At 39.8% G+C, this 12,067-nt stretch carries 16 protein-coding genes and 1 pseudogene; 16 read left to right on the forward strand and 1 reads right to left on the reverse strand.

Translation table 11 applies throughout. From position 1 onward, the window contains the following. From EDD58_RS14975 to EDD58_RS15410, 4 genes are all read left to right on the forward strand, one after another. On the forward strand, positions 1 to 260 hold a 260-nt coding region (locus tag EDD58_RS14975; RefSeq protein ID WP_165875993.1), incomplete at its 5' end, for a hypothetical protein. Beyond that, entirely contained in the window at positions 257 to 469 is a 213-nt protein-coding gene (locus tag EDD58_RS15055; protein WP_207903317.1) for a hypothetical protein, read from the forward strand. The genes EDD58_RS14975 and EDD58_RS15055, both read left to right, overlap by 4 nt. A gap of 94 nt (positions 470 to 563) precedes the next feature. Further along, on the forward strand, positions 564 to 1,409 hold the full coding sequence (locus tag EDD58_RS14455; RefSeq protein WP_131926811.1) for a 3'-5' exonuclease: 846 nt from the start codon (positions 564 to 566) through the stop codon (positions 1,407 to 1,409). A gap of 9 nt (positions 1,410 to 1,418) precedes the next feature. Beyond that, positions 1,419 to 1,577, forward strand: coding sequence for a DUF3970 family protein (locus EDD58_RS15410; RefSeq protein WP_131926813.1), 159 nt, complete (start codon positions 1,419 to 1,421; stop codon positions 1,575 to 1,577). 38 nt (positions 1,578 to 1,615) lie between these two features. Here the strand turns inward: EDD58_RS15410 and EDD58_RS14465 are convergent, their stop codons facing one another. After that, on the reverse strand, positions 1,616 to 1,801 hold the full coding sequence (locus EDD58_RS14465) for a hypothetical protein (protein WP_131926815.1): 186 nt from the start codon (positions 1,799 to 1,801) through the stop codon (positions 1,616 to 1,618). A 150-nt stretch (positions 1,802 to 1,951) separates the two neighbouring features. Here EDD58_RS14465 and EDD58_RS14470 point away from each other — a divergent pair, with 150 nt between their 5' ends. The 12 genes and pseudogenes from EDD58_RS14470 to EDD58_RS14520 form a co-directional block, all read left to right on the forward strand. Continuing rightward, positions 1,952 to 2,932 carry a hypothetical protein gene (locus EDD58_RS14470; RefSeq protein WP_131926817.1) on the forward strand — a complete coding sequence of 327 codons (981 nt, stop codon included), beginning with the start codon at positions 1,952 to 1,954 and terminating at the stop codon, positions 2,930 to 2,932. Between the two features lie 216 nt (positions 2,933 to 3,148). After that, on the forward strand, positions 3,149 to 4,150 hold the full coding sequence (locus tag EDD58_RS14475) for a helix-turn-helix domain-containing protein (RefSeq protein WP_131926819.1): 1,002 nt from the start codon (positions 3,149 to 3,151) through the stop codon (positions 4,148 to 4,150). A gap of 307 nt (positions 4,151 to 4,457) precedes the next feature. Further along, the gene (locus EDD58_RS14480; RefSeq protein WP_131926821.1) at positions 4,458 to 4,661 is read left to right on the forward strand and encodes a hypothetical protein; all 204 of its coding nucleotides are present in this window, start codon (positions 4,458 to 4,460) and stop codon (positions 4,659 to 4,661) included. 13 nt (positions 4,662 to 4,674) lie between these two features. Beyond that, positions 4,675 to 5,019, forward strand: a complete 345-nt coding sequence (locus EDD58_RS14485; RefSeq protein WP_131926823.1) for a hypothetical protein — start codon at positions 4,675 to 4,677, stop codon at positions 5,017 to 5,019. A 699-nt stretch (positions 5,020 to 5,718) separates the two neighbouring features. Continuing rightward, complete coding sequence (locus tag EDD58_RS14490; protein ID WP_131926825.1) at positions 5,719 to 6,435, forward strand: hypothetical protein; 717 nt, start codon at positions 5,719 to 5,721, stop codon at positions 6,433 to 6,435. 4 nt (positions 6,436 to 6,439) lie between these two features. Further along, positions 6,440 to 7,090: a relaxase/mobilization nuclease domain-containing protein gene (locus EDD58_RS14495; protein ID WP_131926827.1), complete on the forward strand. Its 651-nt coding sequence runs from the start codon at positions 6,440 to 6,442 to the stop codon at positions 7,088 to 7,090. Beyond that, positions 7,087 to 7,584 (forward strand): hypothetical protein, encoded by a 498-nt coding sequence (locus EDD58_RS14500; protein ID WP_131926829.1) that lies wholly within the window; start codon positions 7,087 to 7,089, stop codon positions 7,582 to 7,584. Before EDD58_RS14495 ends, EDD58_RS14500 begins: the two co-directional genes overlap by 4 nt. 29 nt (positions 7,585 to 7,613) lie before the next feature. Then, complete coding sequence (locus EDD58_RS14505) at positions 7,614 to 9,353, forward strand: type IV secretory system conjugative DNA transfer family protein (RefSeq protein WP_131926831.1); 1,740 nt, start codon at positions 7,614 to 7,616, stop codon at positions 9,351 to 9,353. Beyond that, the gene (locus EDD58_RS14510; RefSeq protein ID WP_131926832.1) at positions 9,354 to 9,572 is read left to right on the forward strand and encodes a hypothetical protein; all 219 of its coding nucleotides are present in this window, start codon (positions 9,354 to 9,356) and stop codon (positions 9,570 to 9,572) included. A gap of 1,047 nt (positions 9,573 to 10,619) precedes the next feature. Then, on the forward strand, positions 10,620 to 11,090 hold the full coding sequence (locus tag EDD58_RS14515) for a hypothetical protein (RefSeq protein ID WP_131926834.1): 471 nt from the start codon (positions 10,620 to 10,622) through the stop codon (positions 11,088 to 11,090). A gap of 54 nt (positions 11,091 to 11,144) precedes the next feature. Next, positions 11,145 to 11,294 carry a hypothetical protein gene (locus EDD58_RS14980; protein ID WP_165875994.1) on the forward strand — a complete coding sequence of 50 codons (150 nt, stop codon included), beginning with the start codon at positions 11,145 to 11,147 and terminating at the stop codon, positions 11,292 to 11,294. A gap of 488 nt (positions 11,295 to 11,782) precedes the next feature. Then, positions 11,783 to 12,067: pseudogene (locus tag EDD58_RS14520) on the forward strand (hypothetical protein); the annotation flags it as partial.

The following is a 12,067-nucleotide window of genomic DNA, read 5'->3' on the forward strand; positions in this document are numbered from 1 at the left end:
AGGTAGAGCATGCAACCGATCAACCAGGATCGAGCAGCCAAACAGATCTGGCTGATCAGGAACAGCCGACCGAGCCAGATCAACCAAGCGAACCAACCAACCAAGCAGATCCGAACAACCAGATAGAGCAGCCAGCGAAAAAAATAGCCCTATTATATTTAAACGAAAAAGGGAAGCTGCCCAGTCAAAGGAAGCTTGCAGAAATGGCTAACATAAGTAGATATAGAGCAATCCAGGTGTTAAAGGCAGTGAGCCAATGAATAAAAAAATAGAATTATCCAGTCAGTTCATCAGGAAGAGAAATCTTCTATTCAGTAAAAAGGAACGAGATCTAATCCGCCTGGGTATCGTCAAAATGATGGATGAATGGACTGAAAAAGAATACCCCGAGTCGAAGATCCAGGAGTTACAGCGTTTGTTTTGGAAGTTTGATGACGGAAAGAGCTTCGACCACTTAAAAGGGGACTAGAAAAATAGTCCCCTTTCCCTCTTGACATTTTTAAATCAGAAGATTAATAATATTCTGTGAGTGGTAGAAATAAATAATTAGGAGGTATAAAAATATGTACTCTATTAACGGTAACCAAGCTGCTGCACAGCTTAGATTTAACCAGTGGAATCAAGATGACATTGTTATCCTACACGCAGCAACGACAGATTTGCATGACTGCGAAATTGTAGAAATCAGCGTGGTTGACATTAACGAGAATATTCTCTTTGACTCTTTGGTCAAGCCTAGGGGCGAAATTTCGCCCGAAGCCTTCGAGATCCACGGGATAAACGAGGAGATGGTGAAGGATTCCCCTCAGTGGTTGGAGATTTGGCAGAATCTATATCCGATTCTAAAGGATAAAAATATCCTAGCCTACAACGCTGATTTTTGTTCTAGGGTAATGATAGAGAGTTTCAAGGCTCACTTCTCGGATTGGTGGGATGAAAGTTTTCAGAATCTCAGGGATCAACTAGATCGAATTGATAGCAATTTCAATTGCGTCATGGATACATATTCCGATTTAATAGGGTGGGATCACTGGGTGAAGTTAAGAAACGCAGCGGATCGGGATTTAACTCACAGAGCGTTGGATAGTTGCCGGGCGACTTTGGAAGTAGTGAAAAAATCATACAAACCTAACTTTTCCGAGATGGATTACAAACGCGTTTTGATTCATGATGAATATAGAAAAAATGAACAGGAAATGGACTATATCACATCTGAAATTGAACGCCTAGCGATTCGGCAACGTAAACTATACGAAGATAATAAAAAATACCTAACTTTGCTACTGGACGAACAGAAGTTAGAAGAATACATTTCAGCGGGTGAAGTAGCAGCCACAAAGCCTAAAGGCGATCCATTTGCGGATGATGGGAAGCCTATTGATATTCCGGATGATGATCTACCTTTTTGAGGTGATAACGTGATAAAACTACGTATCCAGGGTTCGCTTGGTGAGGTTCAAAAATTTCTGGAAAGCCTAAAGGATCATTACCATGTACTAGAACATTCAGAGCCATACGCTAATAGAAACAGTGAATGTGTTAGGGTCTATGTCGAGATCCGCCAAGACGATAAATAAAGTAAAACCACCGACTCTATTAGATCGGTGGTTTTTTACTATCTAAGACTTAAGAAAGACTTACCTATCTTTGTAAAGAAAGTCTTTGGGGTTACTTGTTTTTGTTTTACCAGCGTTCCGAGCGGTCTACTTTTCCCGTCATACCAACCGACCCCCAACGGGTTTTCATTCCGCCCAGCCTTTAGCCAATTGCCTTTCTTTCCTTCTTCATGTAACCAACTCATATAAAAACCTCCTAATGCTATGTATTTATTCTATCTCATTCTATTCGATCTAATTAATATTTTTCCCTCTTTTCTCTTGCTTTCCTTCGTTTTATATTATATAATAATATTAATAGTTAATATTAATTGATAACAAAGGAGGTCACACGATTGGAAATGCTGAGAGTTCCCGAAGTCACGGAGCGATTAAAACAGAACGGAATTGAAGTGACAGACCAAGTTTTAAGAAAATGGCTTAGAGAAGGCGATTTAAAAGGAATTCGAGCAAGTAAAAAGGAAGGTTGGAAGGTTTCAGGGGATGAACTGGAACGATTCATAAGTGAAAAGAACCCCTTATACAGAGAGGTTAAGCGATTGAAAGAGGAGAATGCCAGGTTAGTGGGTGAGATCCAGCAGCTCAAAAATGAACTTGAAAGATTAAAATCATCCCCTTCTACCTTGGCCAGCACTCCAAAACCCCAAAAAGAAAAAGTAGCAAGGGAACTAAGGAGAGAAGAAGTCCATCAAATCTACATTAATTCGATGGATGTAACCTCCATCCCCACCGACCTTTATCAAGGAGGGGCTCACGCCGTCTTCGAAAATGCTTATAAAAAATTAGAATCTCTGGTTTTTGGAGAAAATGATGTAACTGATTTGTATAAACCAAAAACACATAAAACACGCCCTTATCAGTGCCCGGGAACGGGTAAGAATTTTGGCACCCCTGAAAAGGTTATATTATGCTTAGGGGGGTGGTTAATCGAACGAGAAATAAAGAGTCAAAAAAAGAAAATGACCATTAGAGGGAATGGGATAATAGAAATAACCAAAGATGAAGCCATGGATATTTTCAGTTTAGCGACTAAAAAAGTTAAAAACGTCGAAATTAGAAGGAGTATGTTAAGCGAATACATGGGACTTTTATTCCCGCCCTCTCTCTTTGAAAAATATGAGACATATCAGGAGGCAAGTCTAACGGATTTATATGACCAGGAGTCCAAAAAATACATTTGTCCCATGACTCACAAAAAATGCAGGACATCAACCCTGGCAGCCGAATCACTCATGAAAGCGATCTTAGGAAAATACAAAAAAGTCATAGAAGTAGTTTCTGATGATGACGATGATTTTTACAAATACATGGACTAAACAAAAAACAAACCGCCAAAATTAGACGGTTTGTCCAAAAAATTGATATACTAGAAAATAAAAAAAGCGATCTCCTACGCCCTGGTAAGCTAGAGGAAGACCGCCCCGAACAAAAAAATAGTCTCGTAAACAGTTTACCATCTTAAGATTGTACCAGTCAATGAAACCTATCGGGGTTTGTGTCTTCCTCCTGGATCGCAACAAGGAGGAATAGTAGTGACTAATAAAGTCATGAGAGGTTGGAAAAAACAAGAGTTCAACACTCCGGATAACGTTTGGAATCTAAAACTTGAGGGAGTTTATCGCGAGAAAAGAAAAGACCAGATGAAAGAGTCTAAGCTTTCTGGAACTAGTGTAAAACTAGTTTATATCTATCTTCTTCGTTGTCTCGATGTGTTTGGAGAGGTTTTCCCGAGTTACAGAAAGATCGGCGAAGCTACCGAAATGTCCTCGAAACAGGTGGAAAGATGTGTTAATTTCTTGTGTGAAATTAAATTAATCGAAAAGCGGAAGCGGTACAAAAAAGACTCTAAAGAACGAGACTCCAATCTATATGTCATCTACCACCCCGATCAGATCCCAACAATTCCACGCATAGACGCAGCGTCCGAAGGGTATGGACGTGACGTCCATGGGGGTACAGACGCAGCGTCCGAAGGGTATGGACGTGACGTCCATGGGGGTACAGACGCAGCGTCCGAAGGTATGGACGGGGAGTCTAAGAATTCTTTTAGTAGTAGTAGTAGTATTTTTAGTAGTAGTAGTGTAATAGAGTCAGATAAAAATTATGTAAAAGTAAATGAAGCTTGGCAAGAAAGTTTTAAAGAGCTCTTAGATCCTGCTATTTACCTGACTCTTACTAAATATGCTGAAATAGATTTTATTGTAGACATTCTAAAGAAAATCAAGAAGCATCACGACATTAGTGCTATCCATGATAACTTCGCCTTTGTTTATAGCTGCATAGATAAAGGTGGATATATTGTACCAACTAAACCAAAACCTAAAAAGAAATCTATCAATAAGAAGTTTCAAGGCAGGGGGGAAATCGTTCCTAAATCACTTCAATCGCTTGAAATTAAAGAAGATACAGACGAACAAAGTCAACCGAAAGAAAATGTATCACATGAAGAAAAACAGAGGCGTATTAAAGAAAAATTAAATCGCATGAACGAGGAGTTTAATAAGAATAAAGAAAAGCGTTCTAACTCTCTGTAAGAGCTTTAAAAGGGATACCCAGGGTGTTGGTATCCCTTAATTTTTTAGATATAGAGATAACAAGTTTATTTGATCCAGTTAAAAGGGTTCCGCTTAATATTACAAAATAATATTAATTTCGTTGTTAATGTTAATGGTAATAGTATTAACATTAAATGGATGAGGGGTACTATTACCCTTCAGAGTCTTTTAAAACACCTTAGAATGGATTTAAACGGCTCGGTTTGCAATGCAAACCCAAAGGAATAATGAAGATCCTGGCGAATCTCTTATGTAGAAGGAAAAGAGGTGAAATATTGTGAATGAAATGAAAGCGATCCTTGACATATTGTTAGATTTGAAAAACGAAATTAAAGAAGTAAAAGAAAACATGGACAATCGTTTTAACCAGGTCGAAAGACGTTTTGATGAAGCAAATAAACGATTCGATAGAATTGAAACGTCTGTCAACGGTATCTATGATCAAGTGGCAGCAACGACAGAGCGTGTATACAACTTAGAAACGAAGTGAAGGAGAAAGACGGATGGAAAAATATATAGTAGTTCTAGATCCAGGACAAGAACCACAAGTTGTAGAATCAAACTTTAACCCTAGGGATTTAATAAATAAAAAACTCCCAAACAATACAGATTGCACATTTATAGATAGTGAAAGGTCTATTCTTATTTATATGGATGATTTCGCCGCAGTGGATCGAAGTCTACCAGCAAACAGAGAAATCGAAGGATTAGGGGTAGTGGGAGGGTCTCTTGTTATTTGCGGCGTAGATAAAGACCTTGAAATTCCTGAACTCTGCGGATTGTCTTTAAATAACACCGAAAAAGTTCTTTCCTGGATCAAGCAGCATACAAAAGTTGCAGTTTATTAATGTTCGTATTTAACATTAAATAATATCCTTAAAATCTTCTGTCAGCTGTCTTTTTGTTTCGGGAGAACCCCAACGGTTGCCCTTGCGATCGGCGGTAACCATACATAAATACGCCCTGTTGGTCTATTCGTTGGATTTACCAAGATCCTTAGACTTACGTTATTACAGTTTCCATTAGAATCACATTATCTTTTCGATCCGTTGGTATCCTGGATCCGCTCTAGGGTCGTCAAGACCCCACGAGCTATCCAGGATACCAACTTACTTTCTTCCGTTCCCCGTTCTGGCTACGCCAGGCAATGGAAACGAAAATACGGAAAAGGCTTGACGCCCTTTCCGTATTTTCGTTTCCATTGCTAAAACCTACCCGTTCATTGTCGTCGTATCGGACCACCATTTCCCCTGTCGGGAAGTCCTACATGTTGGCTTCGTCCTACTCCTACAATGAAGGGTAACACTACGTTGCAGAGTTCAAATGCGCCAGCGGGCGCAACTCTGCCCTTGCAGGGGGCTGATTTTTCAAGATGGCATAGCCATTTGAAAAATGTTGACAGTGCCGCTAACCTCGATATATATTATATATATCGGAGGTTTTGACGCTGGCACTGTCAACAAAAGAATAAAAACTAAAAACTTTCGCCCTGTTGGGCGATTGATCACCTTGAGAGGTGATCAATAAAAAATATTGGAGTGATCCACATGTCAAAAAAACGAACCTATAATGAAAAAATAACTATTCGAATAACGCCAGCTGTAGCGGAATCCGCTCGGCGGATTGCGAAGCAAGACTACGACGACGCATCTAGAATAAGTCCCGTTTGGGAAGATGCGATGACAAAATATATATCTTTTCGCCAAACTGGAGATGATCTGACGCAGCTAATGGCAGCCACAGAAGGCGAACTTTTCAAACGAGTTAACCATAAATTCGAAACTGAATTTGATAAACTAATAGAGCGGGTTGGCGATCTTCTGGCAAAACATTCTTTCTATACTATCTATGGATCTCTAGTTACAGAAGAACAGCTAAAATATATGGATCTCCCTAACAAACAAATGGTTAAGCAGATTAGGGATAACAAATGGAAAAAGGCTCATGAAATTCTACAACTCCACTATGCAACCGCTGGGAGTCCTCAGACGATTGGGTTACTAGAAGAAAATCAACAGTTATTAAAACAAATAGAAGAATTAAAACAGCAACAGCAACAAGCAAACAATAAAAATAGATCTCTTCTTGAAGAGATCCAGCAGCAAAAAGAACAAAAAGAATCTTATACAAAACAAATTCAAAGGTACAAAAGACTAATAAAACATATAGCATCTAGTGAGAAAAAGACGATAGTAGGCACTTATACACTGTCAAAACCTGTTCAGGATCTCGTGAATGAGTTTCTAGAAAACGAAAGGGGGTAAACAAATGGCTATCCTGGTCAAGCGTACCGGATACTATAAATACCGCACAGTGGGGAAAAGTCGCCCGCTGCAAGCTATAAACAAACATCTAAAATACATAGAAGCGAATAGGGACAAGCATAGAAATGAAGTTGTTTTATTTTCTCGGGACGAAGACCAGGTAGATAGAAAAGACTTTTACCAGAAGATAAAAGAACAAAAACCCCACGGGGTAGTAGCTCATAAACTTGTAATTTCCTTGCACGAGGAAGAACGTGATCGAACAGGCGTAAATCTAAAAGATTTAGTACGCGAAAGCATGTCTCAATACGAATCTAAGTATAAGCAACAGCTTGATTGGATCGCTGCGATCCACGATGACCCAAAGCACCCACACGCACATTTGGTTATTCGAGGTCGTTGCGAAGTTGGAAAGTCCGTATACATCGACGTCCAACGGATGAAACACCTTGCAAAAATAGCAGATGCAGAAAAAGGGCGTGTTCATAAAAGGAATATTGAAAGGGGGTGGTCGCTCGATCCTGAGCCCTGGATTGAAAAAGAAAGGGACTGGCTCGAAGAATTGCAAAAAGAAAGAGAGCTTCTTGACAGAGATAATGTTTCAAATGAAACATTAAAACGAAACAAAGAAAAAGAAAGGGGATTTGAAAGATGAGTTGGTTTAACGTTCGTGGGGATGATTGGGACTCTATGGAGTCTCTAGGTAAGGTTGTCCTTTTACCTCTGGATATGGCTAAAAGTTTAGGTGGGTTTGTGGCTGATGAGCTGCATGCAACAGTCACCCCGAAAGAAAGAAAAATGGATTTGTTGAATGGGAAATGTAAGGATCTTGAGGAACGGCAAGAAAAGAACTTCCAAAAGCGTCAAGAGATTAAAAATAAAATTCTCGAAAAACGGATCGCGGTGGAAGACAAGGTGGCAACCTGGATCTTGGATAGGTTGAATGGCGAAGGGTTTAACGACTTTATGGTTAAACGTGAGGACGAAGCGACCAAGATCGTTAGGGAATCCAAGCAGGCTGTAAAAGACTTTAACGAAAAAATCAAGGGAATTGACAAAAAAAGAGAAAAGCCCTTGCTTTACCTGGTTCAAGACCGCGAATCCCAACCAGGCAAAACAAGAGCCAAAGACCAGGAGCGAACCCGTTAACGGGTTTGTTCCTTAGGAGGTATTATAACATGTTTGATATGTTCAGATCATTATTCAAGCTTGGATTTAATGTGATGAAACTTCCTTTAACTCCTTTTTTATTTTTAAATAAATGTTTAGCAAAAGGGATTATCTTATTTTTCAAAGTGGATGATTCCAACGAAAAAGACAAATATGGGATAGCCCGAACCTTGCTGCATGGCACCATTTTAATAGGTTCTCCGCATTGGATCGCTAACCACTATGGCTATCTGCTCACTCCCTTCGATATTCCGTTTTTAGTCCTTGGGGTATATGGGAGTGTGTCAGCCTGGAAGAATCAATATATGGATTTTGAAAAAAAGACCGAAAACTTTGGTTCTGCTAAATTTGCCGAGACAAAAGACCTGAGAAAATCGAAAATGTTCGGGGAAACAGGTGTTGTTTTCGGAAAAACAAATAATCTAATTGGAAAAAGTCTCGTTGTAAAAAGCGAGAAAACAGAGGGTCATGTGGCTGTGTTGGGGGGGTCTGGACTCGGTAAAACAGCGACAGTCGTGACCCCCTCGATGATGAGGTGGAAAGGATCAGCGCTTGTATTAGATCCGAAGGGAGGCGAATTAGCAAACAAGACAGCTTTAATTCGTTCTCGATTTCAGAAGTGTTATATATTCAATCCTATGTCGCAGAGCACAAGCAAGTATAACCCTATAGACTTCTGTGATACCCCAGACAAATCTATTTCAATCTCCCAAATTCTTATACCGTTAGAAGATCCAAAATATAGCTTCTTCACTGAGTCAGCCAGGGCGATTGTTGCAGCTGCCACCCATGAAGGATATTTGAAAGAAAAAAGTTTAGTAGAAGTATGCGAATACATTTGTACTTCTACAGTTGAGGATATGGCGAATCATTTTCTAACTCATGACAATAAAACGGTTCGAATCTTGGCAGCTCCTTTACTTCATTTGAAGGAAAACACCCTGGCTAACGTCATGAGTGACCTAATTCGAAACCTAAATACAATAGCGACCAGCGACCACATCAGAAGGGCTACTTCACATTCAGATTTTAGCGTGAAGGCATTGGAAGAACATTCAACTATTTACTTATCCATTCCAGAGGAAAAACTAAAACTACCGCAATATAGGAAGCTCCTGAGCATTATCTTAAACCAAGGCATTGACCATCTGACCGAAAGAAAAGAAAAGAAAGACCCCCCGGTACTCTTACTAATAGATGAACTTTACACCCTGGGGAATCTACCAAGTTTAATCCAAGGCTTAGCAACATTACGCTCTAGAAATGTTCATATATTACTTTCGTTTCAAAGCCTCGCCCAGCTAGATGAATTGTATGGGGTAAATGGCAGAAAAATGATCCTGGACAATTGTCGCTACAAGCTTGTGTTAGGTATCGAAGACCCAGAAACACAAGAATACTTTACAAAATTAGCTGGACAACAAACCATTGAAACAATGTCGAGGGATCGTGAAAGGAATAAAGAGTCTGAACGCTACAATCAAACAGGAGTCCCCTTGATCCGATCAGAAGAATGGAGCGACCTGGAGAAACCTATATTATTTTCGTTCAAGACCCCCCCTTGCAAAGTTGATCCGATATATTACTGGAAAGACAATCTTCTACACCGGCTAATGAGGAAGGATCTTAGGATTTTAAATAGAAAAGAGTTAAAGAAAGAACGTATTTTAGACGAAATCGAAGAAAAGCTAAATAGCGACATAGATAACGTGATAGAACTTCCCGAGAAAAAAGAAGGGGTGAAATAGATGTTTGATTGGCTGAAAAGACAAAATAAATTTGATCAGCTCGTCAGGGATTTTGAAGAGGTTCCAGCGGTTCCGGTCTCATATGGTTCCCCGTATCCAAACAGGGAACAGGATCAGTTAATAGAAATTATTAGCCAGCCAATGGATGGGGAACGCTCGCCCTATGTCCAGAGGATCACTAGGGATTTAACTGGTGGTCTTTCAGAGAGAGAAAGATAAAAAGATCAGCCCCCCTAACCCCCCCGATCTCGGGGGGAACGCTCGCCGCCAGGCAGCCCCTGCCCATATAAAAACCGGGCAGGGCAAAGAATTAAGCGTTTGGGATTCCTGGATAGAGGTCAAGGGGAGCCAAATTTTTTTAGGAAAAGCACCTAAAAAATTTCAGCGCCACCACCTTGACCTCTAATATACTATCTGAAGGAGTGATTTAGAGAATGGCGGAATATGTATTTTTGTATGAATGTGTTGGCTGCGGACACGTAACTATCTTGAATGAATGGGAACCGACGGAGAAGCTTGGATGTTCTAGCTGCGGGAAGGTCGGATGGTCGATATTGGTAGATGAAGGGATAGAAGATTTTGTTTATTAAATTTAATGTTGAAAAATAACATTAAAAGACCAGGGTTGTTGTTCCCTGGTCTTTGTTGATTCTATCTCCAACCCAGATCGAACCACACATTATAACCGAAGGGTATAAAATCACTATTAAATTTATAGGCTGCGCAGCCCTTGGAGAAGGAGATATAATCCGCTACGTCCCTATTTTCTTCGGGGATTAAATGTTTAACATCGTATGGATCGCTCTTGATGTCTTTCATATGCTTCAGGACAAGGAAGGTCAATCCCTCTGGTAAATGCATGTAAACGGTGTAGGGCTTTTCTGAGTAAACCATATAAATCCCGAATCTAACAAAGCTTTTAGGCTGCATTCTTACTCGGAGCGTCCATTCTTTATTCTTTCTGTTGGTCGGTTTATCGATTATCCAGGCGTTAGAAGTTTGTAGCCTTCCATCCTCCTGGCAAGACTTCATAAACTCATTTAGCAGGGGGGGGCGGTGTGTTGATTTTAGAAAGATTAGCTAAAGAAACAATACGCATTCGATCAGCTCCAATAATATTATTATTTAATATTATTATATAACATCAAACTAAAGAAGGCAAGGTTTTATATTAAAAAATAACATTAAATTGTTTGTTGGTAGGAAGGATCTAAGAGGAGATGATGAAGATAAATAGAAGAACAGTATCATGGAGGGGGTTAGCGAATGGGCGGGTATCTGAAGAGATTTAAACGAGATCCCAGGTTAAAAAAAGAGGAGATCATAACAAGTCGAGTTCCTCACGGAGTTTATGAAAAGTTTAAAAATCATTGCGATCATTTAGGTTTAACCATGTCTGAAGCCGTTTGTTTACTTATCAAAAAAGAAGTAGAAGATGAGGATATACAAAAGTATACACAGGAATATAAAACAACTACAAACCAAATACAAAGGAATATACAGCGAATAAACAAAAATACAAACGTAGTTAAATCTAAGAAATTCAATTCGAGCCGATGGAAGATTGATGGGAAGTTACCTTGTCCTAAGTGTGGTACATGGTCGAATTCTGGCAATTTTCAGCGTGATCATTACAGGAAACATGGTTTTGATAGCTTAGAATCATTCTTTAGTCGCTATGGTGAAGAAGCTGATCTGATGGTAGAGGAACGAAAAAAAGAAGAAGAAAACGCATAATAATGATTGCATGCATGCATACAATGTTGTATAATGTATCTAGAGGTGAAATGAATGAAGATTCGCATTACTATCGATGTAACACTTGAGCATTCCGAATGGCTCAAAAACGAAACAACTGAACGTTCTATTAGTCGTAATAAGTTGATTGAATTGGCTTTAGATCACTATAAAAAGTATCTAGAGGAACAAAAGGAAGGGTGATAAATCCAAATAAATTAAAGCCCTGGCTGATCCGATCCATCAGCCAGGGCAAAACCCCAAAAACAGAGGTGAAATAATTGTATCACAACAATAATAAAACTCCTAGCTGGGTCATTCGTGGTCATATAAGACAACCAAATTTAATTGTCCGGGGATTATACGGAGTATTTGACTGGTTCGGAGACTTCAAGCCGATGATATCCGCTTTTTTCGGGTCTATTGGTCGGTTGTCTCTAGTTATAACTAACTTAGTGATCCTGGTAGGAACTATAATTTTATCCGCTTCACACTCTTTAGAGTTATTGAGAGATGCAGGTTTCATGTATGGTCTCGAATGGATAGCGGTCATTGTTTGGGAATCTTGTTTTATTTTCTCGTCAATCATCTTATCAAACGACTTCAAAAAGGGGAATTTAAAGTCGGGATGGGCTCCCTGGTTGGGGTTCTTGTTGGGATTCGGATTCGTTGAACTCTCAAATATTTCGGGGATGTCGGACACTTGGATAGGCAGGGCAATCGGAATATGTACCCCTATTTTGCTGTTGGTCTCCAAAGGGTTGTTGGCTCACCAATTCAAAAAGAAGAGCAACCAACCAACCGAATCTATCAGCCAGGTAGATCTAGCCGACCAGGTAGAGCGTGCAGCCAAACAGATCCAGCCAACCGAGCCAGATCAACCAAGCGAACCAACCAACCAAGTAGATCCGAACAACCAGATAGAGCAGCCAACCGAATCTATCAGCCAGGTAGAGCATGCAACCGATCAACCAGGA

This window comes from Hazenella coriacea, from assembly GCF_004341825.1.
In the GTDB taxonomy this organism is placed as follows: Bacteria; Bacillota; Bacilli; order Thermoactinomycetales; family Thermoactinomycetaceae; genus Hazenella; species Hazenella coriacea.

Excerpts from the sequence above, each read along its gene's own strand:
- EDD58_RS14465 (WP_131926815.1), bottom strand. The coding sequence starts at position 1,801 with ATGAGTTGGTTACATGAAGAAGGAAAGAAAGGCAATTGGCTAAAGGCT.
- EDD58_RS14480 (WP_131926821.1), top strand. The coding sequence starts at position 4,458 with ATGAAAGCGATCCTTGACATATTGTTAGATTTGAAAAACGAAATTAAA.
- EDD58_RS14495 (WP_131926827.1), top strand. The coding sequence starts at position 6,440 with ATGGCTATCCTGGTCAAGCGTACCGGATACTATAAATACCGCACAGTG.
- EDD58_RS14500 (WP_131926829.1), top strand. The coding sequence starts at position 7,087 with ATGAGTTGGTTTAACGTTCGTGGGGATGATTGGGACTCTATGGAGTCT.
- EDD58_RS14505 (WP_131926831.1), top strand. The coding sequence starts at position 7,614 with ATGTTTGATATGTTCAGATCATTATTCAAGCTTGGATTTAATGTGATG.
- EDD58_RS14510 (WP_131926832.1), top strand. The coding sequence starts at position 9,354 with ATGTTTGATTGGCTGAAAAGACAAAATAAATTTGATCAGCTCGTCAGG.
- EDD58_RS15055 (WP_207903317.1), top strand. The coding sequence starts at position 257 with ATGAATAAAAAAATAGAATTATCCAGTCAGTTCATCAGGAAGAGAAAT.
- EDD58_RS14515 (WP_131926834.1), top strand. The coding sequence starts at position 10,620 with ATGGGCGGGTATCTGAAGAGATTTAAACGAGATCCCAGGTTAAAAAAA.
- EDD58_RS14485 (WP_131926823.1), top strand. The coding sequence starts at position 4,675 with ATGGAAAAATATATAGTAGTTCTAGATCCAGGACAAGAACCACAAGTT.
- EDD58_RS14980 (WP_165875994.1), top strand. The coding sequence starts at position 11,145 with ATGAAGATTCGCATTACTATCGATGTAACACTTGAGCATTCCGAATGG.
- EDD58_RS14455 (WP_131926811.1), top strand. The coding sequence starts at position 564 with ATGTACTCTATTAACGGTAACCAAGCTGCTGCACAGCTTAGATTTAAC.
- EDD58_RS14490 (WP_131926825.1), top strand. The coding sequence starts at position 5,719 with ATGTCAAAAAAACGAACCTATAATGAAAAAATAACTATTCGAATAACG.